Here is a 25666-nt window from a genome sequence, read left to right on the forward strand (position 1 = left end):
TTTCTTTCATCGCGCCGCGCATGAGCCTCGTACGCATGCCCGGCATGCGCCCCATGCGTCTACGTCATATCGAAGTCTTTCACGCGATCATGCGCACCGGCTCGCTCTCCAAGGCGGCCGAGTTGCTGTGCGTTTCGCAGCCCGCGGTCAGCAAGGTGCTCGCGCATGCGGAGCGCAGCGCGGGCCTCAAGCTCTTCAGCCGCGCGCACGGCCGCCTGCAGCCCACGCGCGAGGCCGAGTTGCTGTTCGCCGAAACGCAGAAGCTGCAATCGAACCTCGACAGCATTCGCGATCTCGCGCGCAATCTCGCGCTGCGTCCGCAAGGGCTGTTGCGCATCGGCTGCCTGCCGAGCCTCGGCATGAGCCTGATACCGGCCGCCGTGCAGATGTTTCGCGCGGGCTATCCCGAGGTGTCGCTCAGGATCCAGACGCGCCACACGGCGGAACTGCTCGACGCGCTGCTCACGCGCGAACTCGATCTGGGCGTCGCGCTCAATCCGCCCGCGCGGCCGGGCATCGCCGCGGTCGAACTGGCGCGCACGGCCGTGGTCTGCGTCGGGCCGCCCGACGACCCGACGCCGGAACACGCGCCGCTCGCGTTGCGCGATCTGGTCGACGGCGACTGGATCAGCATCGGCAACGTCGATCCGCTCGGCGAGGCGATCGGCAACCTGCTCGAAGCCGAAGGCGTGGACGACCGGCTCGCGGCCGTCGAGGCGCAGACGTGGCACGTCGCGCGCGCACTCGCGGCGCGCGGCATCGGCCGCGTGCTGCTCGACGAACTCAGCGCGCGCGGGGCGGGCGAGCCGGTGGCGATCCGGCGCGTCGAGCCGGCGCTCACGGTCGGCGTGTTCGCGATGTGGCGCGAAGGCGGCATGGACTCGCAGGCGGGCAACGCGTTCGTGGAAGTGCTGCGTGGCTGCCTCGCCGCTGCGTGCACGGCGTGAGCGCCCGGACACGGGAGCCAACGCCGCATCACGCGAGCCGGCACGGGCCGCCGGTACAATCGCGCGCATGAGGGGAGCGCCGCTGTGCGCGCGCTCCACGCGAACGAACGAGAGATCCAGGGGAGACACTGTTGAAGCGCGAGTCAAAGCCGTTGGGTATCGCCAGAAGGCTGTGCGGCCACATGCGCTACGTCGCGCTCGCGGGCGCCTGCGTGTTTGCAGGCGCGGGGCACGCCGATGAACTGGAAAGCCCTACGCTGCGCAAGATTCGCGACACCGGGACGATCGTCATCGGCGTGCGCGAGGCCACCGTGCCGTTCTCTTATATGGCCGGTGGCGAGCACGCGACGGGCTACTCGTACGAGATCACCCAGCGCATCGTGGATAACGTGCGCGAAACGCTCAAGCTCCCCGAGCTGCGCGTGCGCGAACTCGTCGTGACGCCGCAGAACCGCATCACGCTCGTGCAGAACGGCACGATCGACCTCGAATGCAGCACCACGACGCATACGCGCGAGCGCGAGAACGACGTCGCGTTCTCCAACAGCATCTTCGAGTACGGCGTGCGCATGCTCGTGAAGCGCGGCTCGCCGGTCAAGGACTTCGGGGATCTCGCGGGCCGTACGGTGGTCACGACCGCGGGCACGTCGGAAGAGCGCCTGCTGCGCCGCTGGAACATGGAGCGCGCGATGAACATGCGCATCGTCGTCGCGAAGATGGAGCGCTCGGGCGAGGCGCTCGCGCTTTACCGGCGCTGGTTCGAGTCGCCCATTCCGCCTGCGGGCGTGAACCTCGACTACCCGATGTCGGAGCCGATGAAGGCGCTTTTCGCGCATCCCAACGACCACCCGCTCGATTGAAGGCTCAACCGAAACAAAGAGGCAACGATGAGTGATACGGAACCACGCAAGATCGCATTGGTGACGGGCGCGGGCAGCGGCATTGGCCGCGCGTGCGCGCAAAGGCTGCTGGCCAACGGCTTTGCCGTCGTGTTGGCGGGCCGGCGGCCCGCGCCGCTCGAAGCGCTCGCGAGCGAGGCCCGCTTGCGCGGCGAAGAGGCGCTGGCGGCGCCTTGCGACGTGACCGACGCGGCGGCCGTCGAGGCGCTCTTCGAGACGATCCGCACGCGCTACGGCCGGCTCGATCTGCTCTTCAACAACGCGGGCCGCAACGCGCCGGCCGTGGACATCGACGAGCTTTCGGTGGACGACTGGCGCGCCGTGGTCGATACGAACCTCACCGGCGTGTTCCTGTGCACGCGCGCGGCGTTCGGGCTCATGAAGCGGCAGACGCCGCGAGGCGGGCGCATCATCAACAACGGCTCGATTTCGGCGCACGCGCCGCGGCCGTTCAGCGCCGCCTACACGACGACCAAGCACGCCATCACGGGCCTCACGAAAACCGTTTCGCTCGATGGCCGGCGCTACGACATCGCGTGCGGGCAGATCGACATCGGCAACGCGGCGACCGAGATGGCCGAACGCATGGCCCGCGGCGTGCCGCAGGCGAACGGCGAGATCGCCGTCGAGCCGCTGATGGACGTCGAACTCGTGGCCGACGCGCTGCTGCACATGGCGCAGCTGCCGCTCGAAGCGAACGTGCAGTTCATGACCATCATGGCGACGAAGATGCCGTTCGTGGGGCGCGGCTGAGTGCGCAGGCCGGGCGGGCGCTGCCGCACGCCCGGCCGCCACGTCCCGTATACTGGCCGCTGAACCACTACGACGCCCGAGCGCCCATGTCTTTGCCCCCGCGTCCGGACGACGATCCCCGTCCCCAGCCGCCCGAATGCCCCGATAACGACGACTGCTGCCATAGCGGCTGCGACCCCTGCATCTTCGATCTGTACGACGAGGAGTACGGCCGGTACCGCGCCGCGCTGGCCGCGTGGGAAGCGCGCGAAGCCGAACGGCAGGCGCAGGCGAAAGCCCCGCGCAAGCGAGCCGCAAAACCGGCTTCGCCAGCGGCCGCGCCGTCGGGCGGCAAGCCCTCGCGCTGAACTGCCTACTGCCTGCCGCCATGACCGAATCCATCCTCGTTGCCAACGCTCCCGTCCTCGATGCCGCCGCCCTCGACGCGCTGCAGGCGTTCGTCGAGCGTCATCCACGCCTGTTCGTGCTGACCGGCGCGGGCATCAGCACGGATTCGGGCATTCCGGGCTACCGCGACGAGAACGGCGCCTGGAAGCGCTCGCCGCCCATCACGCTGCAGGAATTCCTCGGCTCCGAAAGCATGCGGCGCCGCTACTGGGCGCGCAGCTTGATCGGCTGGCCCACGGTGGGGCTCGCGCAGCCCAACGGCGCGCACCGCGCGCTCGCGCGCCTCGGTGCGGCGGGCTACGCGCGCACGCTCGTCACGCAGAACGTGGACGGCCTGCATCAGCGCGCGGGCAGCCGCGACGTGATCGAGCTGCACGGCAGCATCGCGCACGTGCATTGCCTCGACTGCGGCGCGCAGTATTCGCGCGCCTCGATCCAGCCGGAACTCGAGGCGCGCAACCCGGCCATCGCGGGCGCGAGCGCGGAACCCGCCGCCGACGGCGACGCCCATCTCGACTTCGACGGCGCCAATGCCTTCCACGTGCCCGCATGCGCGGCGTGCGGCGGCATGCTCAAGCCTTCGGTGGTGTTCTTCGGCGAGAACGTGCCGCGCGAGCGCGTCGCGAGCGCCTCGAACGCGCTCGACGAGGCCGACGCCGTGCTCGTGGTCGGCTCCTCGCTCATGGTCTACTCGGGCTACCGCTTCTGCGCGTGGGCGCAGCAGCGCGGCAAACCCGTGGCCGCGATCAACATGGGCAAGACGCGTGCCGACCCGCTCCTCGCCCTCAAGCTCGAAGCTCCCTGCGCGGCCGTGCTCGACGCGCTGGGTGCGCGCCTCGCCCCCTGACACTTCACGACCCCACGGAACCGACGACATGCTGACCACGCTAGCCGACCTCGAAGCGCACTACGGCACGCCGCACGAACGCGCGTTGCGCAAGGAAATCGATCACGTCAACGCGGATTACCGGCGCTTCATCGAGAGTTCGCCGTTCGTCGTGCTCGCCACGGGCGGTCCGGAAGGTCTCGACTGCTCACCGCGCGGCGATGCACCCGGCTTCGTGCGCATTCTCGACGAGCACACGCTCGCGTTGCCCGACCGGCCCGGCAACAATCGCGTGGACAGCCTGCGCAACGTGATCGCCTCGTCGCAGGTGGGGCTGCTGTTCATGGTGCCGGGCGTAGGCGAGATGCTGCGCGTGAACGGGCGTGGCCGCGTGAGCACCGACGCCGCGCTCGTCGCGAGCTTCGCCGTGGATGGCAAGCCGCCGCGCTCGGTGCTCGTGGTCGACGTGGAAAGCGTGTACTTCCATTGCTCCAAGGCCATCGTGCGCTCGAAGCTGTGGGACCCGTCGCGCCACGTCGAACGCTCGCACCTGCCGGGCGCGGGCGAAATGCTGCGCCGCGTGAACGAGGAGCAATATGGCGAGACGTTCGACGCCGAGACTTACGAAGCCGGGCTCGCCGAGCGCATCAAGAACTCGCTGTACTGAGTGAACAACCGACCGAACGCCGACCGAACGCCGAAAGACAGCATGACGATGAACGACCCGCAAGCCGCCCAACGCCTGTCCGCGCCCGCCGCCGAGCGCAACGCCGCGCCGATCCTGGAGGTGCTGCGCGGCGCGCTGCCCGCGCGGGGCACCGTGCTCGAAATCGCGAGCGGCACCGGCCAGCATGCCGTCCACTTCGCGGCCGCGTTTCCCGGCCTCGCCTGGCAGCCGAGCGACGCCGACGCGCGCGCCCGCGCCTCGATCGACGCCTGGCGCGAGCACTCGGGTCTCGCCAACCTGCGCGCGCCGCTCGATCTCGACGTGTGCCGCGAGCCCTGGCCGATCGACGCGGTGGACGCCATGGTCTGCATCAACATGATTCACATCGCGCCGTGGGCAGCGGCGCAGGCGCTCATGCAAGGCGCGGGCGCGCGCGTTGCTACGGGTGGAGCGCTCGTGCTCTACGGGCCGTACCGGCGCGCAGGCGCGCACACGGCGCCGAGCAACGAGGCCTTCGACGCCGACTTGCGCGCGCGCGACCCGTCCTGGGGCGTGCGCGACATGGAGGACGTGGAGTCGCTGGCCCAGGCGCAAGGCTTCGAGTGCGAAGCGCGCGTGCCGATGCCCGCGAACAATTTCAGCCTGGTGTTCCGAAAACGCTAAGCAGTCGGCAAACGTCCGGCGCGCATGCGCGCGTTCGCGCAGCGCCGCTACGTTTCCCTTATGCTTGCACGGTTGGCGCCCCGTTGCGGCGCCGTCAATGAATGAAGTGGAGAAACAACATGAGCAAACAGCCAATCGGCGTTGTAGGTCTGGCCGTGATGGGTAGCAATCTGGCGCTCAACATCGAAAGCCGCGGCCACGCGGTCTCGGTGTTCAATCGCAGCCGCGCCCGAACCGACGAGCTGATCGCCGAGTATCCGGATCGCAAGCTCGTGCCGGCGTACACGCTCGAAGAGTTCGTGGATTCGCTGGAAAAGCCGCGCCGCATTCTGATGATGGTGAAGGCCGGCGCGCCCACCGACGACACCATCGCCGCGCTCAAGCCGCTGCTGGAGAAGGGCGACATCCTGATCGACGGTGGCAACACGCACTTCACCGATACCATCCGCCGCAACCAGGAACTCGCGAAGTCGGGCCTGCACTTCATCGGCACGGGCGTGTCGGGCGGCGAGGAAGGCGCGCTCAAGGGGCCGTCGATCATGCCGGGCGGCCAGCGCGATGCTTACGATCTGGTTGCACCGATCCTCACTGAAATCGCCGCGAAGGCGCCGACGGACGGCGAGCCGTGCGTGGCCTACATGGGCCCGGACGGCGCGGGCCATTTCGTGAAGATGGTGCACAACGGCATCGAATACGGCGACATGCAGCTGATCGCCGAAAGCTACGCGGTGCTCAAGCAGGTGCTCGGCCTCTCGAACGAGGAAATGGGCAAGGTCTACACCGAGTGGAACGAAGGCGAGCTCGACAGCTATCTGATCGAGATCACTTCGAAGATCTTCGGCAAGAAGGACGAGGAAACGGGCAAGGATCTCGTCGACGTGATCCTCGACCGCGCCGCACAAAAGGGCACCGGCAAGTGGACGAGCCAAAATGCGCTGGATCTCGGCGCGCCGCTGCCGCTCATCACCGAAGCCGTGTTCGCGCGCGTGCTGTCGTCGCTCAAGACGCAGCGCGTGGCCGCGAGCAAGGTGCTTGTGGGCCCCGACGCGAAGCCGTTCTCGGGCGACCGCAAGGCGTTCATCGAGTCGGTGCGCCGCGCGCTGTACTTCTCGAAGGTGATTTCGTACGCGCAAGGCTTCTCGCAACTGCGTATGGCTTCCGACGAGTACAAGTGGGACCTGCAATACGGCACGATTGCCAAGATCTTCCGCGCGGGCTGCATCATCCGCGCGCGCTTCCTGCAGAAGATCACGGACGCCTACGCGAAGGACCCGCAGCTCGACAACCTGCTGCTCGATCCCTATTTCCGTGACATCGCGGCCAACTATCAGTCGGCGCTGCGCGATGTCGTGATCCAGGCGGTGAGCGCGGGCGTGCCGGTGCCGGCGTTCTCGTCGGCCATCGCGTACTTCGACGGCTACCGCTCGGAGCGCGTGCCCGCCAACCTCGTGCAGGCGCAGCGCGATTTCTTCGGCGCGCACACGTTCGAGCGCATCGACAAGCCGGGCAGCTTCCACGCCGACTGGTCGTAAGGTCGCAAGACAGAAGGCCGCACTGTCGTTGCGGTCTTTGTTGGAATCGTAAGGTGAGTCCGCAGGGCTCACCTTTTTTTATTACCGAAATCGCAATGGTGTTTTGACGAATTAGGGTTTTCCCTAGCGTGATCGGACGCCTACACTGTAATCAATCGCTGACGAACACGGTGTTCCGAAGCGGAAATAAAACAGATGGAGGTCCGATCATGAACAAGCTTATCCCCGCAGTTGTCGTTGCCGCCGCTCTTGCCATCCCGGCAATCTCGTTCGCCCAGTCGAGCGAACAGGGCCTGACCCGCGCTCAAGTGCGCGCGGAACTGGTTCAACTCGAGCACGCTGGCTACAACCCGTCGGCTGACCATGTGAACTACCCGGAAAACCTGCAGGCCGCGCAAGCGCGCGTGAGCCAGGAAAAGCTGGCCGCCGGCGATACCAGCGGTTACGGCGCACCGGCAGTCGGCACGTCGCAGTCGGGTGCCGCGGTGCAACCGGCGCAAGTCGCACCGAACCAGCGCATTTACTTCGGCCACTAAGCCCTGACCGAACGGAACCGCTTCAGGCGGTTCCGGCAAGCTACCCCCTGTAGTGAGTTGTCGCTGTACGTAGTCAGTTGTTGCAGCAGAAGTGAGCAGTGAGTTGCAGTTGCAGTTGCAATACGCAGTGAGTGGTTGCAGTAGAAGGTGCAGTTCGCAGTGTGCAGTGTGCAGTTGCAATACGCAGTACGCAGTACGCAGTAGGTGAGTTGTTGCAGTCAGGAAGTTGCAGTACGCAGAGAGCAGAAGGTAGTTGAAGTTGGCTGGCGCAGTGAGAGGTGCAGCCGTGCAGTTGCAGTACGCAGAACGCAGTAGGCAGTACGTTGTTGCAAGGCAGTCCAGCACGGGCCGGTTCTCCACCGGCCCGTACTTTTTTGTGGCGTGGTTTGTCCATATCTAAGGACGCCATATCAAACATTGACGGGTCCGAACGTCACTCCTATGATCGGGCGGCAGTTTCCCTGAAGTTGCCTCGCTACAGGAGACGCCCCGCCATGACCCGCTCCACCCGCAAGCCCTTGCGCAGCCAGGCCTGGTTCGGCAAAGCCGACAAGGACGGCTTCATTCACCGCTCGTGGATGAAGAATCAGGGCATCCCTCACGACGCGTTCGACGGCCGTCCCGTCATCGGCATCTGCAATACGTGGTCGGAACTCACGCCGTGCAACGCGCATTTTCGCGAACTCGCGGAGTACGTGAAAAAAGGCGTGTACGAAGCCGGCGGCCTGCCGCTCGAATTTCCCGTCATGTCGCTCGGCGAATCGAACCTGCGGCCCACCGCGATGCTGTTTCGCAATCTCGCGTCCATGGACGTCGAGGAGTCGATTCGCGGCAATCCGATCGACGGCACGATTCTGCTCGTCGGTTGCGACAAGACCACGCCGGCGCTGCTGATGGGCGCGGCGTCGTGCAACTTGCCCGCGCTCGCCGTCTCGGGCGGACCGATGCTCAACGGGCGCTTCCGGGGCCATGAGATCGGCTCGGGCACGGGCGTGTGGCAAATGTCGGAGGAAGTGCGCGCGGGGACGATGTCGCAGGCCGAATTCGTCGAGGCGGAGTCGTGCATGAACCGCTCGCGCGGCCACTGCATGACCATGGGCACGGCGTCCACGATGGCCTCGATGGTCGAGTCGCTCGGCATGGGGCTGCCGCACAACGCGGCCATTCCTGCTGTCGATGCGCGCCGCCAGGTGCTCGCGCAACTCGCCGGGAGGCGCATCGTCGAGATGGTGCGCGAGGACCTTACGATGTCGAAGATCCTCACCCGTGCGGCGTTCGAAAACGCGATCCGCACCAACGCGGCCATCGGCGGCTCGACCAACGCCGTCGTGCACCTGATCGCACTCGCGCGGCGCATCGGCGTGCCGCTTTCGCTCGACGACTGGGAGCTGGGCTCCGATGTTCCTTGCCTCGTGAATCTGCAGCCTTCCGGCCATTATCTGATGGAGGACTTCTATTACGCGGGCGGCCTGCCTGCGGTGCTGCGGCAACTGGGCGAGCAAGGGCTGCTGCATCGGGACGCGTTGACGGTCAATGGGAAAACCCTCTGGGAAAACGTGGCCGACGCGCCGAACTACAACGCCGAAGTCATTACCTCGTTCGCGCAGCCGTTCAAGCCCAAAGCCGGCATCGCCGTGCTCAAGGGCAATCTCGCGCCCGACGGCGCGGTCATCAAGCCTTCGGCCGCCACGCCCGCGCTATTGCGTCATCGCGGCCGCGCGGTGGTGTTCGAGAACGTCGAGGAACTGCACGCGAAGGTCGACGACGATTCGCTCGATATCGACGAGCATTGCATCATGGTCCTCAAGGGCGCCGGGCCGAAGGGCTATCCGGGCTTCGCCGAGGTCGGCAACATGCCGTTGCCGAAGAAGGTGCTGCAAAAGGGCATTACCGACATGGTGCGCATTTCGGACGGCCGCATGAGCGGCACGGCGTATGGCGCGGTCGTGCTGCACGTGTCGCCAGAAGCGGCGGCGGGCGGTCCGCTCGCACTCGTGCGCACGGGCGACATGATCGAGCTGGACGTCGCGGCGCGGCGTCTGCATCTGGAAGTCTCCGACGCAGAACTCGCGCGCCGCAAGACCGAGTGGACGGCGCCCGAGCTGCCCGAGCGCGGCTATTACCGGCTTTACGTCGAACACGTGCTGCAGGCCGACAAGGGCGCCGACCTGGACTTTCTTGTCGGCGCGAGCGGCGCGGCCGTGCCGCGCGACTCCCACTGAGCGCGCCGGAGCACGCGATGGGCGCGCCAGCCAAAGCCGCCGGTGCCATCGCCGGCATCTACCCGATCCTCTATGCGTTCTTCGATCGCAATAACCGTCTCGACCGCGCCGCCATGCGGCGCCAGGTCGAAGCGGCCGTGCGCGGCGGCGCGCCGGGCATCGCGGTGCTCGGGCTCGCCACCGAGGTCAACAAGCTTTCGCGCGCCGAACGCGAGCAGGTGATCGACTGGGCCCAGGAGGACAGCGGCGGCGCGCTGCCGCTTGCCGTCACGGTGAGCGGCCCCACGGTGCAGGCGCAGCGCGAATTCGCGCAACACGCGATCGGGCGCGGCGCGGCATGGCTAATCCTCCAGCCGCCCGCGCGCGCTCAAGGCGAGCCTGCGCAACCCGAATCGTTCTACTTCGACTTCTTCGCTGGCGTGATGGCGGGGCTCGACGTGACGGTCGGCATCCAGAACGCGCCGGAGTATCTGGGCGTCGGGCTCGCGCCGGCCAGTTTGCGCGCGCTCGCCGCGCAATGCCCGAACTTTCGCGTGCTCAAGGGCGAAGGCCCGGCGGTGACGATCGCCGAAACGATCGCGCAGATCGGCGACCTGATGCCCGTGCTCAACGGCCGCGGCGGCCTGGAACTGCTCGACAACCTGCGCGCGGGCTGCGCGGGCATGATCGTCGCGCCCGATTGCTTCGACTGGCAGCAGCAGGTGTACGCCGCGTATTGCGCAGGCGATCTCGAGCGCGCACAAGCCCTGTACCAGCAGGTGCTGCCCGCCATCGTCTTCGTCATGCAGTCGCTCGATACGCTGATTTGCTACGGCAAGCGCATCGCGGCATGGCGCATGGGCATCGACGTCGAGCACGAGCGCGACGTGAAGCTGGCGCCGAGCCGCTTCGGCCTCGAAGCCGCCCGGCGATTCGCGCGGCAACTGGGCCCGCTCGCGTGATCACCGCGCATGCAGATGGGGCACGCCCTCGCTCGTCGCGACCTTTAGCTGATGCAGCGCCCGGTGGGCCTTGTTCAACTGGGCCTGCGCGGCGATGCGCTGCGCCTCCAGCTGAGCGACGTCCTTTCGTATCTGGTGCTGGCGGCCCGTCACCGTCTGTTCCTGTTCCGCATGGCGCTGCAGGTCCACGCGCAGGCGTTCGGCCTGGGCTTCCGACTCCTCGATCTGCCGCGTGAGTTCCGCGTTTTGCGCGACGAGTTGCACGCGGCGCGTTTCGCCGTCGGCGAGGCGCGTGGCTTGCTCCTGCATCAGGTGAAACGCCGAGCCGGCCGCGTCGAGGTCGTTGGCTTTCAGCGCGCGCCACAGTACGCTTTCCTGATGGAGCGCGACGAAGTAGCCGAGCGTGGGCGGATGGAAGAAGAGGCTGACCGTATACGCGAAGCAGCGGAAGACGCGGAACGTCATCAACTCGTCGGCGGCGTGGAGGGCTTCGAATGCGGCGCCGTCGGCGATCTGCACCGGGCGGCCGTTCAGGTGCGCGGGCATCACCGGTACCGGATGGAGCGTGGAGACCGGCCGTGGCCCGCCGGCGCCTTCGGGCTGCACGGCCGCGCCCGCGGCCGGCTCCGCGCGAGATTCGATCTCGACGGGGGCCTCGGGCGGCGTCACGGTAGGCTCGGCCGCGGACTGCGGGACGCGGCTCGCGGCTTCGCTTGCGACGGCGCGCTGCGTGGCGGCATCATGGGCGACGGCCAGGATTCGTGATGGTGCGCCAGAGAGCGCGGCGTTACGGCGGTTCAAAATGGATTTCACGGCGGTTCCCCCAGTTTGGCGCGCCAAAAACAAGGCGCTCCGCGCGCGGCAGCGTGGCATACGGGCGCCGGCGCGCAGGCAAATGGGGCGGGCGATGCGGGTAGGGCGCCGTCCGCTCCGGGTTCGCGTACTAGTGAAGCAGGCGCGGCCGGCGTGCGATGTCGTCGAAGAGCGCACGCCCGGGCTCGAGCGCGAAAAGCCAGGTTTCGTCATAGCCGCTCAGCGTGTCGAGCGCATCGCGCAGGCGCTCGATGACTACGGCGGGAATTTCCACGGACGCCTCGGTGGCGCCGGAAAGCCGTGCGATGCTGGCGTGCTGGACCAGTTCGTCGGCGGCTTCGGCCACGTCGGCCGCAAAGATGAGATGGTTGTTCAACAATTCGACGAGGCCCGGCGACGACGTGACATCTTCGACGTTGAGCTGCAGCGAAAGAAAGGTGGCTTTGTTCATTCTCGGATCCCTCAGGGCCATGGGACTGCAGCGAGAGGCCTTTCATCTGATTATCGGGTGACGCGTGAACCAGTATAGGCGTTGACCCGCGCAAGCGCAGGCCGGGCGAGCATGCCGGCGAAAAAAGGCGGCTGGAGCATGAACGATATAATGGGGGACGTTCGCCATTTCCGGCTTATTCCGTCTTCATTCGCGCGGAAGGTGGCGCGCAAGCGAACGCCTGCGGCCCGCCGCGCACTCCACATGCGTATTTTTTCGTCATACGCGAGGACCAAGCGAGGAACAGCAAGATGAATCGACAACGGCGAAACCCGGGCGCGTATGCGGCGCTGGCCGCCCTCACGCTCGTCTGCAGCGCCTGTAGCAGCACCTTTACGCCATGGGAATGCCAGAGCGCGCCCCCCATGTCCACGAGCGGCGTGCCCGCGGGCTACTACCGCGTCAATCCGGGCGACACGCTCTCGCGCGTGGCGGGGGCCTTCGGCCAGCGTCCCCAGGACATCGCGAGCTGGAACCAGCTGCCTTCGGCCAACGCCCAGCTGCTGCCGGGCCAGGTGCTGCGCGTCGCGCCCCCGCCCAACTACGCAGCGGCTGCGCCGCAGGCGCAGATGCCTGGCGGCGCGCCCGCCGCCGCCGGCGTCGCCATGCCGGCGCCCGTCGCGCCCAGCATCGCGCTCGCGTGGCCTGCGCGCGGGCCGATCCTGCAGCGCTTCGTGCCGGGCAAGTCCACCGGCATCGTGATCGGCGGCACGCCCGGCGAGGAGGTCAAGGCCGCCGCCGCTGGCCGCGTGGTCTACGCGGGCACGGGGATCGAGGCCTACGGGCCGCTCGTGATCATCAAGCACAACGACCAGGTCGTGACCGCTTACGGCCGCAACGGCAAGCTGCTCGTGAAGGAAGACGACGCCGTCTCGCAAGGCCAGCCGATCGCGGAAATGGGCACCGGCGGCGTTCAGTTCGAAGTCCGTAGCGACGGCAAGCCCGTCGATCCGCTGCCGCTGCTCGCGCACTAGCCACGGCGAAAGCGCGCTCTGCGCCCGGCCCGGCATTGCGCTGGGCCGCCGTTTGAAAATACACTCGATGGTTCCCACGCCGCGCGGCGCGCGCTCGACCAGGCGCGCGCCAGTGCGTCCCGCGCGTGCTTCAACCACGAGGATTTCATCGCAATGATCGACCTGCGCAGCGACACCGTCACCCGTCCGGGCGAAGCCATGCTCGCCGCCATGACCCGCGCCGAAACCGGCGACGACGTATGGGGCGACGACCCGACCGTGCTGCGCCTGCAGGCGCGCGTGGCGCAAGAGGCGGGCAAGGAGGCGGGACTCTTCTTTCCGAGCGGCACGCAAAGCAACCTCGCCGCGCTGATGGCGCATTGCGCGCGCGGCGACGAGTACATCGTCGGCCAGGCGGCCCACACCTATAAGTACGAGGGCGGCGGCGCGGCCGTGCTGGGCAGCATCCAGCCGCAGCCGCTCGACAACGCCGAAGACGGCTCGATCCCGCTCGAGCGCATCGCCGCGGCGATCAAGCCGATCGACGACCACTTCGCGCGCACGCGCCTGCTCGCGCTCGAAAACACCATCGGCGGCAAGGTGCTGCCGGCGGATTACGTCGCGAAGGCCACGCAGCTCGCGCATGAACGCGGGCTCGCCACGCACCTCGACGGTGCACGCGTGTACAACGCGGCGGTCGCCTCGAGCCAGCCGCTCGAGGCGCTCACGGCGGGCTTCGACTCGGTGTCGATCTGCTTTTCGAAGGGCTTGGGCACGCCGGTGGGGTCGGTGCTGGTGGGCAGCCGCGCGCTCATCGACGCGGCGCATCGCTGGCGCAAGGTGCTGGGCGGCGGCATGCGCCAGTCGGGCGTGCTCGCGGCCGCGTGCCTTTACGCGCTCGATCACAACGTCGCGCGTCTCGCCGACGACCATGCGAACGCCGCGCGTCTCGCCGCCGGTCTCGCGCAGATCGAGCAGGTGAAGGTGATGTCGCAGGCCACGAACATGGTGTTCGTGCAGTTCCCGCAGGAACACTGCGCGCCGCTGGAGGCGTATCTCAAGGAGCGCGGCATCCTCACGCAGATGCTGTACGCGTCGCGCTTCGTCACGCACCTCGACGTGACGGCCGCCGATATCGACACGTTCGTGGCGGCGGTGAAGGGTTACTTCGCGCGATAAGCCGGTCGACGGGCTAGCTGGCGAAGGCGCGCGTTTCCCGCGCGCCATTGGCTCAGACCTCAGCCGCCCGCACCACCCGCATCACCCGCGCTGCACCGCCCGGTGCGACGGCGCGAACAGCCGCAGCCCGCTCGCAATGGCCGCCGCGCCCGCAAAGGCGCAGCCAAGGCCCAGGGCGAGTGTCGGGCCGTGCCGGCCCACGATCCCGAAGCACAGCGCCACCAGCGCCGCGCCCGTGGTCTGCCCGAGCAGACGCGAGACCGCGATGGTGCCGCTCGCGCCGCCGCTGCGCTCGGGCGGCGCGCTCGCCATGATCGCCCGCAGGTTGGGCGACTGGAAAAAGCCGAAGCCCGCGCCGCAGATCGCCATGCGCACGACGATGTCCGTCACCGAGGGGTGCGCGGGCAGCAGCGCCAGCGACGCCATGCCCGCCGAGAGAATGGCGAGCCCGATCGCGCCGAGCAGGCCCGGCGGATAGCGGTCGGAGAGGCGTCCCGCAATCGGCGCGGCGGCGGCCACGACCACGGGCCAGGGCGTCATCAGGAAGCCGGTCTCCACCTGGCTGCGCATCAGCACGGTTTCGAAATAGAACGGCAGCGAGACGAACGCGAGGCCCTGCGCCGCGAACGAGCAGATCGCGGTGACCGACGAAAGCGCGAAAACCGGCCGGCGGAACAGGTCCACGGGCAGCATGGGCGCGGGATGCCCGGCCTCGCGCCGGATCAGCAGCGCGCCGAACACCAGCGCGACGACGGCCGCAATGCCCACTTCCATGCCGGGTGCGCGCTGCGCGGCCTCGCCGAGCGCGAAGACCAGCGCCGCGAACGTGATCACGTTGAGCACCGCCGCGACGGGATCGAAGGCGTGCTTGCCGCGCGCCGTCTGCGGCAGCGCGGGCAGCGCGAACACGAGCGCGAGCACGCCGAGCGGCACGTTGATCGCGAAGAGCCATGGCCAGGTGCCTGCGGAGAGGATCAGCGAGGCCACGGTCGGACCCACGGCGAACGAAACGCCGACGATCAGCGCATTCATGCCGAGCCCGCGCCCGAGCCGGTGCGGCGGGTAGAGAAAGCGGATCAGCGCGGTGTTCACGCTCATGATGGCGCTCGCGCCGAGCCCCTGCAGCACGCGCGCCCCGGCAAGCGCGGTGAGCGTGGGTGCGAGCGCGCAGGCGAGCGAGGCGACCGTGAAGATCGCGAGGCCGCTGATATAGATGCGCCGGTGGCCGATGATGTCGCCGAGCGCGGCGAGCGGCAGCAAGGTGGCGACCATCGCGAGCTGGTACGCGTTGATGATCCACACCGAGGCGGCGGGGGCCGCGTGCAGGTCGGTGGCGATGACGGGCAGCGCGGTGTTGGCGATGGCGGTATCGAGCGTGGCGAGCGCGACGGCGAGCATCACCGCGCCCATGGCGCGGCGGTTCTTCGCGGACATCGGCGCGTCGGGCGGCTCGGTATTGAGGGTATTGCGGGTTTCGCGCGCCGCGGAAAAGGTTTCGGACAAGACAGTCTCGGGCGGATGGACGATGAAGGCTGCGGCGCGGGCCGAGCGGACGAATTTTGCGATTGTTACAGAGGCCGCCGGGTTCTGCAGGAGACGCTCCAGAGCGTGGGGCGACTGTAAGGCAGTGGGTGGCGCGCGCGACCGCCATCGCGCGCCGGCATATCGCAACTAACTGCCAAGCCCGTCACGCGCGGGTGTGGCGCCGCGCTGCGCGCGCGCAACCGTCCGCATGGCAAGGGATCGAGGCGGCCGGCAGGTTCCGCGTGGCTGGCGGCCGCGCTCCGCGCCCGCATGGCGCGCCGCCGCACGCCATTTGAAAATGCACTACTCTGCAAATTGATCTGCGCTCGCTGGCGAGCGGTGCCGGCCATTTCCGCCGTGGCGCCGATGCGTCATCGTTCCGTACCGCCGCGCGCGGCGCAGGCCCGGAACAACCGCGCGCCCTGCACCCTTTATGGGCGCGCCGCCATTTCCAGCGCTATGCGTGGGACTGCACCAGGCGCTCTGCACCAGGTGCACTCGACAGGAGTCAATCGATGACAGCCATCGGTCTCGAGTTCGATCAGTTGCAAAGCAGCGTCGAAGCGCTGCGCCGTTCCCTCTCCAATCGCCTGATGTACGGTGTCGGCAAGGACGCCGTGACGGCCCGTCCGCAGGACTGGCTGCACGCCGCGGCGCTCGCCGTGCGCGACCGGCTCGTCGAGCGCTGGATGATCACCACGCGCCGCCAGTACGACCAGGACGTCAAACGCGTCTATTACCTGTCGATGGAATTTCTCATCGGCCGCACGTTCTCGAACGCGCTGATCGCGCTCGGCATCCACGACCAGATGAAAGAGGCGCTGGCGAGCGTGGGTGTCGACATGGACACGGTGCTCGACTACGAGCCCGACGCGGCGCTCGGCAACGGCGGTCTCGGCCGGCTCGCGGCGTGCTTTCTCGATTCGATGGCGACGCTCGGCATTCCGGGCTTCGGCTATGGCATTCGCTACGACTACGGCATGTTCCGTCAGCAGATCGTGAACGGCGAACAGGTCGAAGCGCCCGACTACTGGCTGCGCTATGGCAATCCGTGGGAATTTCCGCGGCCCGAGGTGCAGTATTCCGTGCACTTTGGCGGGCGCACCATGCAGCGCAACGGCAATGTGGAATGGGTCGACACGCAGCACGTGAACGCCATGGCCTACGACACGGTGATTCCCGGCTACGCCACCAGCGCGACCAACACGCTGCGGCTGTGGTCCGCGCGCGCGGATGAAGAGCTCGATCTCTCGGCGTTCAACCAGGGCGACTATCAGCGCGCGGTGGAAGCGCGCAACATCTCCGAGAACGTCTCGCGGCTGCTCTATCCCGACGACTCGACGATGGCCGGGCGCGAACTGCGTCTGCGCCAGGAATACTTCTTCGTCTCCGCGACGATGCAGGACCTGATTCGCCGCTACCTGCGCACGCACAGCACGTTCGGGCGCTTCTCCGAAAAGGTCGCGGTGCACCTGAACGACACGCACCCGGTGCTGGCCATTCCCGAGCTGATCCGCCTGCTGGTGGACGTGCATCATCTGCCATGGGACGAGGCGATGGGCCACGTGCGCCGCGTGTTCTCGTACACCAACCACACGCTGATGCCCGAAGCGCTGGAAACCTGGGACATCGAACTATTGGCGCGCCTCCTGCCGCGCCACCTCGAAATCATCTTCGACATCAACGCGGCATTTCTGCGCGAAGCGAGCGACCGCGGCGCGCACGACCTCGACCTGATCCGCCGCATCTCGCTCGTGGACGAATATGGCCAGCGCCGCGTACGCATGGCTTATCTCGCGATCGTGGCGAGCCACAAGGTGAACGGCGTGTCGAAGTTGCACTCGCAACTGATGACGCGCGATATCTTCGCCGACTTCGCGCGCCTCTTTCCCGACCGCTTCACCAACGTGACCAACGGCATCACGCCACGCCGCTGGCTCGCGCAGGCGAGCCCGCCGCTCGCGCACCTCGTGGACGAAGCGATCGGGCCGCGCTGGCGCAGCGATCTCTTCGAACTGGGCGCGCTGCGCAAGCTGCGCGGCGACGCTTCGTTCGAAGCCGCGTTCCGCGCGGCCAAGCGCAGCAACAAGGTGCGTCTCGCACATCGCGCCCTGCAGCGCACGGGCATCGTCTTCAATCCCGACGCGCTGTTCGACATGCAGGTCAAGCGCATTCACGAGTACAAGCGGCAGCTGCTCAACGTGCTGCACGTGATCACGCGCTACAACCGCATTCTCGAAGCGCCCGAGCGCGACTGGGTGCCACGCGTCGTGCTGTTTGCGGGCAAGGCCGCGTCGGCGTACCGCATGGCGAAGATGATCATCCACCTCATCAACGACGTGGCCGCGAAGATCAACAACGATCCCGTGGTGGGCGACCGGCTCAAGGTGGTGTTCGTGCCGAACTACGGCGTGAGCGTGGCCGAGGTGCTGATTCCCGCGGCGGACCTTTCCGAGCAGATCTCGACGGCGGGCACCGAAGCCTCGGGCACCGGCAACATGAAGCTCGCGCTCAACGGCGCGCTCACCATGGGCACGCTGGACGGCGCGAACATCGAGATCGGCGAGGCCGTGGGGCAGGACAACATCTTCATCTTCGGTCACACGTCCGACCAGGTCGACCAGCTGCGTTGCGCGGGCTACCGGCCGCGCCAGGTCTACGAGGAAAACGCCGAGCTGCGCCGCGCGCTCGACCAGATCCGCACGGGCTTCTTCTCACCGCACGATTCGGCACGCTACACGGACATCTTTCATACGCTCGTGGACTGGGGTGACCACTACCTCGTGCTGGCCGACTATTCGGCCTTCATGGAGGCCCAGGACGCCGCCGACCAGCGCTTCATGGACGTGCCGGCGTGGACCGCGAGCGCGATCGAAAACGTAGCGGGGATGGGGAAGTTCTCGTCGGACCGTGCGATCGCGGAATACGCCCGCGATATCTGGCACGTGAAGTCGATCGAGATGGAGTGAGGGGCGAGCGCCCGCGGTTCTGCCGGCGGTGCTTCCAGCGGTGCTTCCGGCGGGATCAGGGCGCTGCGGGCCGCGTCGTTCCGCCTTCGGCCTGCGCCGCTTGCGCGGCCTTGGCGGTGCGCACGGCTTCCTGCACGCGTTCGAGGAATGCCGGGTCGAGGCTCGTGACCGCTTCGCGCGATTCTCCGCCCGTCACGACGTAGAGCCGGTGCACGGCTTCCTGCCAGAGCCACGCGAGCCAGCCCACCACGATCACCATCACGCCGCACGCGAGACCGGCCGCCGAGCCGAGCACGCCGCCCACGACGGCCCCGGCGGCGCCGACCAGGCTAATCGCGATCGGCACGACGCGGCTGCGCCGCCCGATGACGATACGCACGTCCTCGATGTCGCGCATGGGGAAGACCTGGCCGGCTGCGGAGAGCGCGTTGCGCGTGACCGAGACGGCGGCTTCGTTGAAAGGGAGTTCCATCGGTTCGATAGCTGCGAGGTGAGAGAGCGCAGCGTACCAGAAGCGGGGCCAGGGCGGGGTCGCGGCGGACATAACGTCGCAGGCCGGACGCATGGCGGGTTGGGGCACCTGCCGAAGCCGCTATACTTGCGCGCTTTTAATGCCCCCGTCGACACCAGGGATTCTCCATGAGCGCACTGCCACGCTGTCCGAAATGCAATTCCGAGTTCACCTACGAAGATGGGGGCGTCTACATCTGCCCGGAGTGTGCCCATGAATGGTCGGCGCAAGCCACGTCGCCCGCCGAAGCAGCGGGCAAGGTCTATCGCGATTCGGCCGGCAATGTCCTGCAGGACGGCGATACCGTCACGGTCATCAAGGACCTGAAACTCAAGGGTTCGGGTGGCGTGATCAAGATGGGCACCAAAGTGAAGAACATCCGGCTGGTGGACAGCGACCACGATATCGATTGCAAGATCGACGGCTTCGGCGCAATGAGCCTCAAATCGGAATTCGTCAAGAAGGCGTGACGAAGGGCGTCGCGCACCGACTGCGATGAAGCAAAAAAAAGCGGGGCATCCCAAGGGATGCCCCGTCCGGTAAGGCGCGGCGCGTGAGCTGCGGCGCGCCGAGCAGAGCCGGCGCTATGAGTCGCCGGCCGCCGCTGTTGCGTACGTGACGCTGCTTAGAACTTGTGGCGGATACCGACGCGAACCGCGACTTGATCCTGCGAACCCGTGCCCGACGGCTGGTAGATGCTCGAGCTCGAGTCGCCAATCTGCGCCTGAACCTTCTGGCCGTTCGCGAGCGTGCCCGATGCGTCCTGGTACGACACGAGGCCGTAGACGTCGGTGCGCTTGCTGAGCGCGTAGTCAAGCGATGCGTTGACCTGGTTCCAGTGAGCCGTCTGGCTGCCCGACGCGCGCGAGTACGTATAGCCGAGACCAGCCGACATAGCCGGCGTGAAGGCGTACTTGCCGCCCACTTCATACGCGTTGTAGAGCGTCGACGACGTGGCGATCGGCGAGAGCAGCGTGTTGGTCCACAGGGCCCACAGCGTGGCCGGGCCGACGATGTAACGGCCACCAACGCCGAACGAGCGCAGGCCCTTCAGCGCGAAGTTGGCCTGTTGCGTTGCCGGCAGGTTGGCGATCGAGGTCGTCGACTGCGTGGTGTTGCCCGGGTACGTGATGTTCGTGTAGGCCGCGCCGAGGCTGAACGGGCCGTAGCCGTAGTTCGCGCCGAAGCTGTAGGCGCGCGACGAAGCCGTCGAAGCCGTCGTCGGTGCGCCGGCGAACGAGGTCGAGTTCGAGAAGCCATACAGACCGCCGAACGTGAAGCCCGAGAAGTTCACGCTCTGGAACTTGACCGCGTTGTTGATGCGGCTCGAGGTCAGCTGGTCGACGTCGTTGAAGTGGTAGGCCCAGTTACCCGAAACCGTGTTGCCACCGGTCGAGTACTGCGAGCCGAGAATGTCCGTGCTGAACGAGTATTGACGGCCGAACGTCAGCGAACCGATGTTCGACTGCGTCAGACCGACGAATGCTTGACGGCCGAACATCGCGCCGCCCTGGCCTGCCGTGCCGTTACCGCTGTTGAAGCCGTTTTCGAGCACGAAGATTGCCTTCAGGCCGCCGCCCAGGTCTTCCGTGCCGCGCAGGCCCCAACGGCTGCCTTGGGCCACGCCGTCACCGTACGAGAACTGATGCGAGCTGCCGCCCGTCGCGTTCTTCACGTTGCTGATGTAATTCACACCCGCGTCGATCACGCCGTACAGCGTCACGCTGCTTTGTGCGTGGGCAACGCCTGCGATCGAGGCCAGAATAGCGGTGGTCAGAATTTTCTTTTTCAACTGTTTCTCCGGGTAAAGGACGAGATGACTACTCCGGCCTCTTATGGGCCGGTCAATGTGACGGGCTGCAATTTAAGGGTCGATAACGAAAGGAATGTGACAGTAAGGCTTTGTAGGGAAAATGTCGCCATTCTGTTGTGTGGATGCGACACGCGGGTTGCACCCGGGGAGAGCGGCGCCCGAAGCCCGCCGTTGTTGGCTTTGCGTGCGATTTTCCTGTCAATTTGAAAGGCTGGACTGCGGCAATCGGCCTTATAAAAATTTTTTCTAAGCTTTCTTCTATTTGCCGGGTTAATCGAACTTTTGAATCTGGCTTCAGGGCTGAGTTTGATTTATCTCAAGGGCGCATTAACGGCCGATCAATGCGCGCTTTACATGGTTGATTGCCGTCGATTCATAGAAGCAAAAATTAGTTCACCGAAGTAATTGAAATGGCGGGAAACGCTCATGTAAAAAAGGCTCGCATCCGTGATGCGAGCCTTTTTACGGTATGGCGTTGCCGTTACAGCGAAAGAAGCGAGCCGCTGCGAATGGGTTTTTCGCCGGCAATGCGTGCGACTTCCATGCCGGCCGTGGCGAAGCGCGCGCTATGGCGTGCGTACATCACGCCGCTCACGCCCGCGTGCAGCGTCGTCACGGTGTCGGCGAGCGGGTCGATGACATCGGCAATGGCCGCGCCGCGTTCCACCCACGTGCCGCAATCCACGCGAAACACGAGCACGCCGCTGGCAGGCGCCACGATCGGCTCCGTGCCGGCGAGCGGCGTGGCAGCATGGGCGAGCGGCGGCAGCGGCGCGGCCGTGCCTTCGACGATGCCGCGCCCGATCAGATAGTCGACGATGGCCTGGGCGTCGTGCTCGGCGAGCTCGTGCGAGACGTCGCGCTGGCCGCGCAGCTCGACCGTCACCGAAATCGAGCCGTACGGAATGGGGAAGCGCGTGCCGAAGTGCTCGCGCAGCTCCGACCAGCAGAAGCTGTGAATCTCGTCGAACGGATTGCCGATCGAGTTGAGCGCGAGCAGCGACGCCTTGGCGTCGAGATAGCGCGCGAGCGGCTCGACTTCGGGCCATAGTTCGGGGTTCGTGTAGATGTGCATGGCGGCTTCCCAGTCGCAATGCAGGTCCAGCACGATGTCGGCGTCGTACGAAAGGCGCTGGAGCGCGAGGCGCATCGAATCGAGTTCTGTCCTCGGCTTCTGCGCGGCCAGCGCTTCGCCCATGGCCGCGCGGATCGCGGTGCGGTTCGCGGCTTCGTCGGACCCGAGGCGCGCTTCGATGCTGGGTAGCACGAGCGCGGTGAGCTCGTGGAAATTGCGGTTGAAGTTCTGCGCCGTGTTCGATTCGAAGCGGCCGATCATATGCCCGAGCCAGTGCTGATTCAGGCCCACGGGGTTGGGCACCGGCACGATCACGATCTCGCCGCGCAGGCGGCCCGCAGCTTCCAGGTCCGCGAGCTTGCGGCGCAGCGCCCACGAGACGAGCATGCCCGGCAATTCGTCGGCGTGCAGCGAGGACTGGATATAGACCTTGGGACCGCCGGCTTTGCCGTAGTGGAAACTGGCAAGTTCCCGCGCGGTACCGAGGGCGGGCGCGATCAACGGGTGGTTTCGGGTTTGCATGATGGGTGCGCGAGGCGCGGCGGCCCGCAAAAGGTGTTGGAGTGAACGATGGCCCCGTTAGCACACGCAGGGGCCGTAGACCGATCTTAGCCGATTCGACGCGCCGCCGGAACCAGCGCGCCCGCGCGCATCTGCGACATCGTCATGAAAATAGGGAATCCGAAATAAAATTTCGGAAAAGAAAAAGCCCGGGCGGAAAGCCCGGGCTTCGCGCGCCGTGATGCAGCGCCGGCGCGATGCGGTGCTTAGCCGCCGTACACGTCGAAGTCGAAGTACCTGGATTCGATCTTCTTGTATGTGCCGTCCTTGATCATGTCGGCGATGGCCTTGTCGATCTTGCCCTTCAGGTCGGCGTCTTCCTTGCGCAGGCCGATGGCGGCGGCGCCCGTCGGGATTTCCTTGCCGGCGAACTGGAAGCCAGCGCCGCGCGGCGTCTTGAGGAAGCCCAGATCCGCTTGCACTTCATCCTGCAGCGCGGCGTCTAGACGGCCCGAGATCAGGTCGGCGTAGACCTGGTCCTGGTTCTGGTAAGGAACGACGTTCACGCCCTTCGGCGCCCAGTTTTCCTTCGCGTAGGTTTCCTGGATCGTGCCTTGCTCGACGCCAACCGACTTGCCCTTGAGCGAGTCGGCCGTCGGGGCGAGGCTCGAGCCCTTCTTGGCGACGAGGCGCGTCGGCGTATTGAACAGCTTCGCCGAGAAGGCGATCTGCTGCTCGCGCTGCGGGGTGATCGTCATCGACGAGAGCACGCCGTCGAACTTCTTGGCCTTCAGGCCCGGGATCATGCCGTCGAAGTCTTGCTCGACCCACACGCACTTGGCGTTCAGGCGCTTGCAGATTTCGTTGCCGAGGTCGATGTCGAAGCCGACCAGCTTGCCATCGGGTGCTTTGGATTCGAACGGTGCGTAGCTGGCGTCAACGCCGAAACGCACGGTGGACCAGTCCTTCGCATGGGCGACGCCGGCCGAGACGGCGAGCATGGCAACCGTGAGGGTGGCAAGCAGTTTCTTCACTATGGGTACTCCTCGAGATGGTTCAGGACGCGCCGCGTGCGGTTGTGCCGCCGTGGCGCATTTTCCGGCGCGGCTCGCGCAGGATTATTGTTGGACCCGCCAGCCTGCGGCCAGCGAAGCGCGCGCAAGCTTACCAGGTCAAAATTGCTGCGTCGCTAGTGTAATACCGGATAGCGGGAAAGGGTGCCGGTAAGTGTACGCCCGTGCGCTTGTACGATTTAACGCGAAGCCTTGTCGGGCAAGGCGTGCAGGCCAATGGGGACAGGCCGCTACGAGGGGCTAGGGATGGGCTGCGCGATGCTCTGCCGCAACAGTCGGAAGAATGCGATGCCGCGCGCTCGCGGCATCGTCAGTAGTTTGAAGGGAGATTGAAATTGAATCGACGGCGTGCCGTTGGCTTTCGGCTCAAATGGGGCCGGGCGGCGCGCCGTTTTTGTTGCGATGCAGCAGTCACATCGGCTGCACTGCGTCGATGACGTCAGACCACGCGCACGCCCGCGCGCCACGTCGCGCGCGGCACGGGCAGCGAATCGAGCATCGTCACCCGCACGAAGTCCGCGCGCAGGCCCGGCTCGATCGCGCCGCGGTCGTGCAGGCCCGACTTGCTGGCGGGTTCCCACGAGACCGTGGCGAGTGCGCGCGGCAGCGTCCAGTCGGCCTTGGTCACGAGGTCGAACGCGGCGGTCAGGAGGCTCGACGGCACGTAGTCGGACGAGAGGATGTCGAGCAAACCGGCCTGCGCCAGCTCCAGCGCCGAGACGTTGCCCGAGTGCGAGCCCCCGCGCACCACGTTCGGCGCGCCCATGATCGTCGCGATGCCGCGCTTTCTCGCTTCCTCGGCGGCCACGCGCGTGGTCGGGAATTCGGCGAGCACGATGCCTTCGGCGGCGGCCTGCTCGACGTGCTCCACGAGCGTGTCGTCGTGGCTCGCGAGCGGGATGTTGCGCGTGCGGCAACGCTGCACGATTTCGAGGCGGTGCGCGTCGGCGTAGCGTTCCTGCTCGGTGGCCATTTCGGCGAGCATGGTGTTGGTCTGCTCGTCGGTCCACTTGCCGTGGCGCTCCTGAAATTTGCGCCATTGCTCGCGGTCGTGCCACTGGCGCTGGCCCGGCGTGTGGTCCATCACCGAGGCGAGGCGCAGCAGCGGGTGGTCGCTCAACGTGTCGAACAGCTCGATCACGTCTTCGGTGGCGATTTCGCAGCGCAAGTGCAGGAAGTGCTCGGCGCGCAGCAGGTTGCGCTCGGAAAAGCGCGTGAGCGCCCTGGCGCTCGCGAGCTGCACGTCGCGGCCGCGCACGCCCACGGCGAGGCGCGTGCCGATGGCCAGCGCGTCGAATACCGTGGTGATGCCGGCAGCGGCGATCTGCGCGTCGTGAATGACGAATGCGGCGTCGGTGTTCCAGTGCACGCCGGGGCGCGGCGCGAGATGCTTTTCCAGGTTGTCGGTGTGCAGTTCGACGAGACCGGGCAGCAGGAAGTCGCCTTCCCAGTCTTCGGCTTCGGGCGCGGCGGTCGAGCCGCGCGAGATGTCGCGGATCTTGCCGTCTGCCACGCTTAGCGTGCCGGTGAAAACGTCGTCTCGCGTCACGATGCGAGCGTTCTTGATCAACATCGTCAGGCTCCGTATCAGATATCGGTTTGCGCCGTTCAGGCGGGTTTCAGACCGCGGCGCCGAGCGGCGCTTGCGCGCGCGGCGCGCTGAGTTCGAGTACGCGGGTGGCGACGCGCTCGCGCGTGTCCTCGTCGTGGAATACGCCGACGATCGCTGCGCCGCGCTCGCGCGCCTCGCCAATCAGGCTCGCGACGACTTCGCGGTTTTCCGCGTCGAGCGAGGCCGTGGGTTCGTCCAGCAACAGCACGCGGTGCTGCGCGATCAGGCCCCGCGCGATGTTCACGCGCTGCTGCTCGCCGCCAGAAAACGTGGCGGGTGCGAGCGGCCAGAGGCGCTGCGGCACGTTCAGGCGTGCCAGCAGCGTTTGCGCGCGCTCGCGTGCCTCGCCTTCCTCCACGCCGCGCGAAACGAGCGGCGCGGCCACGATGTCGAGCGCGCTCACGCGCGGGATCACGCGCAGAAACTGGCTCACGTAGCCCATCACGTTGCGGCGCAGGCGCAGGATGTCGTGAGGCGCCGCACCCGTGATCTCCAGATGCTCGAGCGGCGCGCCCTCGTCGCGGATCGCAATCGAGCCGCCGCTGGCGAGATAGTTGCCGTACAGGCAGCGCAGGAAGGTGCTCTTGCCCGCGCCCGAGGGCCCGACCAGCACGATGCATTCGCCGCGCTCCACGTCGAGCGAAACGCCCGCGAGCGCTTCGATGCCGATGCCGCCCTGGCAGTGCAGCGTGAAGGTCTTGCGCACGTCTTCGGCGCGCAGCATGAGCGCCGGTCTTTCGAGGAACGCGCGCGCGCCCGCTGATGAGTTCAGAGTCATGT

Annotated in this window: 24 protein-coding genes; 15 read left to right on the plus strand and 9 right to left on the minus strand. The window is 66.8% G+C overall.

The window, feature by feature from the left end:
- Positions 1 to 53 precede the first annotated feature (53 nt).
- The 11 genes from AB4Y42_RS22410 (at position 54) to AB4Y42_RS22460 (ending at position 10373) form a co-directional block, all read left to right on the plus strand.
- Complete coding sequence (locus AB4Y42_RS22410) at positions 54 to 947, plus strand: LysR family transcriptional regulator (RefSeq protein WP_368695489.1); 894 nt, start codon at positions 54 to 56, stop codon at positions 945 to 947.
- A 182-nt stretch (positions 948 to 1129) separates the two neighbouring features.
- Positions 1130 to 1807 (plus strand): transporter substrate-binding domain-containing protein, encoded by a 678-nt coding sequence (locus AB4Y42_RS22415; RefSeq protein WP_368695490.1) that lies wholly within the window; start codon positions 1130 to 1132, stop codon positions 1805 to 1807.
- A gap of 27 nt (positions 1808 to 1834) precedes the next feature.
- Positions 1835 to 2599: an SDR family oxidoreductase gene (locus AB4Y42_RS22420; RefSeq protein WP_368688614.1), complete on the plus strand. Its 765-nt coding sequence runs from the start codon at positions 1835 to 1837 to the stop codon at positions 2597 to 2599.
- A gap of 86 nt (positions 2600 to 2685) precedes the next feature.
- A complete protein-coding gene (locus AB4Y42_RS22425) occupies positions 2686 to 2946 on the plus strand; it encodes an oxidoreductase-like domain-containing protein (RefSeq protein WP_368695380.1) in 261 nt (86 codons plus the stop codon).
- A gap of 20 nt (positions 2947 to 2966) precedes the next feature.
- Entirely contained in the window at positions 2967 to 3833 is an 867-nt protein-coding gene (locus AB4Y42_RS22430) for an NAD-dependent protein deacetylase (RefSeq protein WP_368695381.1), read from the plus strand.
- Positions 3834 to 3861: 28 nt separating this feature from the next.
- The gene (locus AB4Y42_RS22435; RefSeq protein WP_368688611.1) at positions 3862 to 4479 is read left to right on the plus strand and encodes a pyridoxamine 5'-phosphate oxidase family protein; all 618 of its coding nucleotides are present in this window, start codon (positions 3862 to 3864) and stop codon (positions 4477 to 4479) included.
- A gap of 42 nt (positions 4480 to 4521) precedes the next feature.
- Positions 4522 to 5142, plus strand: coding sequence for a DUF938 domain-containing protein (locus tag AB4Y42_RS22440; RefSeq protein ID WP_368688610.1), 621 nt, complete (start codon positions 4522 to 4524; stop codon positions 5140 to 5142).
- 119 nt (positions 5143 to 5261) lie between these two features.
- On the plus strand, positions 5262 to 6674 hold the full coding sequence (gene gndA, locus AB4Y42_RS22445) for an NADP-dependent phosphogluconate dehydrogenase (protein WP_368695382.1): 1413 nt from the start codon (positions 5262 to 5264) through the stop codon (positions 6672 to 6674).
- Positions 6675 to 6883: 209 nt separating this feature from the next.
- On the plus strand, positions 6884 to 7210 hold the full coding sequence (locus tag AB4Y42_RS22450; RefSeq protein ID WP_368688609.1) for a DUF4148 domain-containing protein: 327 nt from the start codon (positions 6884 to 6886) through the stop codon (positions 7208 to 7210).
- Positions 7211 to 7704: 494 nt separating this feature from the next.
- Positions 7705 to 9432 (plus strand): IlvD/Edd family dehydratase, encoded by a 1728-nt coding sequence (locus AB4Y42_RS22455; protein ID WP_368695383.1) that lies wholly within the window; start codon positions 7705 to 7707, stop codon positions 9430 to 9432.
- A 17-nt stretch (positions 9433 to 9449) separates the two neighbouring features.
- Positions 9450 to 10373 (plus strand): dihydrodipicolinate synthase family protein, encoded by a 924-nt coding sequence (locus AB4Y42_RS22460; protein ID WP_368695384.1) that lies wholly within the window; start codon positions 9450 to 9452, stop codon positions 10371 to 10373.
- Here AB4Y42_RS22460 and AB4Y42_RS22465 read toward each other — a convergent pair whose 3' ends face one another.
- Complete coding sequence (locus AB4Y42_RS22465) at positions 10374 to 11186, minus strand: DUF2968 domain-containing protein (protein WP_342919043.1); 813 nt, start codon at positions 11184 to 11186, stop codon at positions 10374 to 10376.
- A gap of 130 nt (positions 11187 to 11316) precedes the next feature.
- Positions 11317 to 11637 carry a hypothetical protein gene (locus AB4Y42_RS22470; protein WP_324161282.1) on the minus strand — a complete coding sequence of 107 codons (321 nt, stop codon included), beginning with the start codon at positions 11635 to 11637 and terminating at the stop codon, positions 11317 to 11319.
- A 290-nt stretch (positions 11638 to 11927) separates the two neighbouring features.
- Between AB4Y42_RS22470 and AB4Y42_RS22475 the strand changes: the two genes are divergently transcribed.
- Both AB4Y42_RS22475 and ltaE read left to right on the plus strand, forming a co-directional pair.
- Positions 11928 to 12650, plus strand: a complete 723-nt coding sequence (locus tag AB4Y42_RS22475; protein ID WP_368695385.1) for a peptidoglycan DD-metalloendopeptidase family protein — start codon at positions 11928 to 11930, stop codon at positions 12648 to 12650.
- 153 nt (positions 12651 to 12803) lie between these two features.
- Positions 12804 to 13808, plus strand: a complete 1005-nt coding sequence (ltaE, locus tag AB4Y42_RS22480) for a low-specificity L-threonine aldolase (RefSeq protein ID WP_368695386.1) — start codon at positions 12804 to 12806, stop codon at positions 13806 to 13808.
- Between the two features lie 81 nt (positions 13809 to 13889).
- Here the strand turns inward: ltaE and AB4Y42_RS22485 are convergent, their stop codons facing one another.
- Positions 13890 to 15242, minus strand: a complete 1353-nt coding sequence (locus tag AB4Y42_RS22485) for an MFS transporter (protein WP_368695491.1) — start codon at positions 15240 to 15242, stop codon at positions 13890 to 13892.
- Positions 15243 to 15847: 605 nt separating this feature from the next.
- Here AB4Y42_RS22485 and AB4Y42_RS22490 point away from each other — a divergent pair.
- Entirely contained in the window at positions 15848 to 18301 is a 2454-nt protein-coding gene (locus tag AB4Y42_RS22490) for a glycogen/starch/alpha-glucan phosphorylase (protein WP_368688604.1), read from the plus strand.
- 55 nt (positions 18302 to 18356) lie between these two features.
- Here the strand turns inward: AB4Y42_RS22490 and AB4Y42_RS22495 are convergent, their stop codons facing one another.
- A complete protein-coding gene (locus tag AB4Y42_RS22495) occupies positions 18357 to 18773 on the minus strand; it encodes a DUF6232 family protein (protein ID WP_368695387.1) in 417 nt (138 codons plus the stop codon).
- Between the two features lie 167 nt (positions 18774 to 18940).
- On the opposite strand from AB4Y42_RS22495, the gene AB4Y42_RS22500 reads away from it, so the two are divergent.
- Positions 18941 to 19282, plus strand: a complete 342-nt coding sequence (locus AB4Y42_RS22500; RefSeq protein WP_368688602.1) for a zinc ribbon domain-containing protein YjdM — start codon at positions 18941 to 18943, stop codon at positions 19280 to 19282.
- Between the two features lie 155 nt (positions 19283 to 19437).
- Here the strand turns inward: AB4Y42_RS22500 and AB4Y42_RS22505 are convergent, their stop codons facing one another.
- The 5 genes from AB4Y42_RS22505 to phnL all read right to left on the minus strand — a co-directional run bounded on the left by AB4Y42_RS22505 (position 19438) and on the right by phnL (position 25664).
- Positions 19438 to 20604, minus strand: coding sequence for a porin (locus AB4Y42_RS22505; RefSeq protein WP_368695388.1), 1167 nt, complete (start codon positions 20602 to 20604; stop codon positions 19438 to 19440).
- A gap of 502 nt (positions 20605 to 21106) precedes the next feature.
- Positions 21107 to 22222 carry a succinylglutamate desuccinylase/aspartoacylase family protein gene (locus tag AB4Y42_RS22510; RefSeq protein WP_368695389.1) on the minus strand — a complete coding sequence of 372 codons (1116 nt, stop codon included), beginning with the start codon at positions 22220 to 22222 and terminating at the stop codon, positions 21107 to 21109.
- Positions 22223 to 22467: 245 nt separating this feature from the next.
- On the minus strand, positions 22468 to 23235 hold the full coding sequence (locus tag AB4Y42_RS22515) for an ABC transporter substrate-binding protein (RefSeq protein WP_368695390.1): 768 nt from the start codon (positions 23233 to 23235) through the stop codon (positions 22468 to 22470).
- Between the two features lie 478 nt (positions 23236 to 23713).
- Entirely contained in the window at positions 23714 to 24847 is a 1134-nt protein-coding gene (locus tag AB4Y42_RS22520) for an alpha-D-ribose 1-methylphosphonate 5-triphosphate diphosphatase (RefSeq protein WP_368695391.1), read from the minus strand.
- A gap of 46 nt (positions 24848 to 24893) precedes the next feature.
- The gene (gene phnL, locus AB4Y42_RS22525) at positions 24894 to 25664 is read right to left on the minus strand and encodes a phosphonate C-P lyase system protein PhnL (RefSeq protein WP_368695392.1); all 771 of its coding nucleotides are present in this window, start codon (positions 25662 to 25664) and stop codon (positions 24894 to 24896) included.
- Positions 25665 to 25666: the final 2 nt, after the last annotated feature.

Origin of the sequence: Paraburkholderia sp. EG286B, assembly GCF_040965655.1 — a bacterium.
GTDB lineage: Bacteria > Pseudomonadota > Gammaproteobacteria > Burkholderiales > Burkholderiaceae > Paraburkholderia.

Excerpts from the sequence above, each read along its gene's own strand:
- AB4Y42_RS22425 (WP_368695380.1), top strand. The coding sequence starts at position 2,686 with ATGTCTTTGCCCCCGCGTCCGGACGACGATCCCCGTCCCCAGCCGCCC.
- AB4Y42_RS22510 (WP_368695389.1), bottom strand. The coding sequence starts at position 22,222 with ATGCAAACCCGAAACCACCCGTTGATCGCGCCCGCCCTCGGTACCGCG.
- AB4Y42_RS22520 (WP_368695391.1), bottom strand. The coding sequence starts at position 24,847 with ATGTTGATCAAGAACGCTCGCATCGTGACGCGAGACGACGTTTTCACC.
- AB4Y42_RS22430 (WP_368695381.1), top strand. The coding sequence starts at position 2,967 with ATGACCGAATCCATCCTCGTTGCCAACGCTCCCGTCCTCGATGCCGCC.
- AB4Y42_RS22500 (WP_368688602.1), top strand. The coding sequence starts at position 18,941 with ATGAGCGCACTGCCACGCTGTCCGAAATGCAATTCCGAGTTCACCTAC.
- ltaE (WP_368695386.1), top strand. The coding sequence starts at position 12,804 with ATGATCGACCTGCGCAGCGACACCGTCACCCGTCCGGGCGAAGCCATG.
- AB4Y42_RS22440 (WP_368688610.1), top strand. The coding sequence starts at position 4,522 with ATGACGATGAACGACCCGCAAGCCGCCCAACGCCTGTCCGCGCCCGCC.
- phnL (WP_368695392.1), bottom strand. The coding sequence starts at position 25,664 with ATGACTCTGAACTCATCAGCGGGCGCGCGCGCGTTCCTCGAAAGACCG.
- AB4Y42_RS22470 (WP_324161282.1), bottom strand. The coding sequence starts at position 11,637 with ATGAACAAAGCCACCTTTCTTTCGCTGCAGCTCAACGTCGAAGATGTC.
- AB4Y42_RS22490 (WP_368688604.1), top strand. The coding sequence starts at position 15,848 with ATGACAGCCATCGGTCTCGAGTTCGATCAGTTGCAAAGCAGCGTCGAA.
- AB4Y42_RS22435 (WP_368688611.1), top strand. The coding sequence starts at position 3,862 with ATGCTGACCACGCTAGCCGACCTCGAAGCGCACTACGGCACGCCGCAC.
- AB4Y42_RS22475 (WP_368695385.1), top strand. The coding sequence starts at position 11,928 with ATGAATCGACAACGGCGAAACCCGGGCGCGTATGCGGCGCTGGCCGCC.
- AB4Y42_RS22450 (WP_368688609.1), top strand. The coding sequence starts at position 6,884 with ATGAACAAGCTTATCCCCGCAGTTGTCGTTGCCGCCGCTCTTGCCATC.
- AB4Y42_RS22410 (WP_368695489.1), top strand. The coding sequence starts at position 54 with ATGCGTCTACGTCATATCGAAGTCTTTCACGCGATCATGCGCACCGGC.
- AB4Y42_RS22415 (WP_368695490.1), top strand. The coding sequence starts at position 1,130 with ATGCGCTACGTCGCGCTCGCGGGCGCCTGCGTGTTTGCAGGCGCGGGG.
- AB4Y42_RS22460 (WP_368695384.1), top strand. The coding sequence starts at position 9,450 with ATGGGCGCGCCAGCCAAAGCCGCCGGTGCCATCGCCGGCATCTACCCG.
- AB4Y42_RS22495 (WP_368695387.1), bottom strand. The coding sequence starts at position 18,773 with ATGGAACTCCCTTTCAACGAAGCCGCCGTCTCGGTCACGCGCAACGCG.
- gndA (WP_368695382.1), top strand. The coding sequence starts at position 5,262 with ATGAGCAAACAGCCAATCGGCGTTGTAGGTCTGGCCGTGATGGGTAGC.
- AB4Y42_RS22485 (WP_368695491.1), bottom strand. The coding sequence starts at position 15,242 with ATGTCCGCGAAGAACCGCCGCGCCATGGGCGCGGTGATGCTCGCCGTC.
- AB4Y42_RS22420 (WP_368688614.1), top strand. The coding sequence starts at position 1,835 with ATGAGTGATACGGAACCACGCAAGATCGCATTGGTGACGGGCGCGGGC.
- AB4Y42_RS22455 (WP_368695383.1), top strand. The coding sequence starts at position 7,705 with ATGACCCGCTCCACCCGCAAGCCCTTGCGCAGCCAGGCCTGGTTCGGC.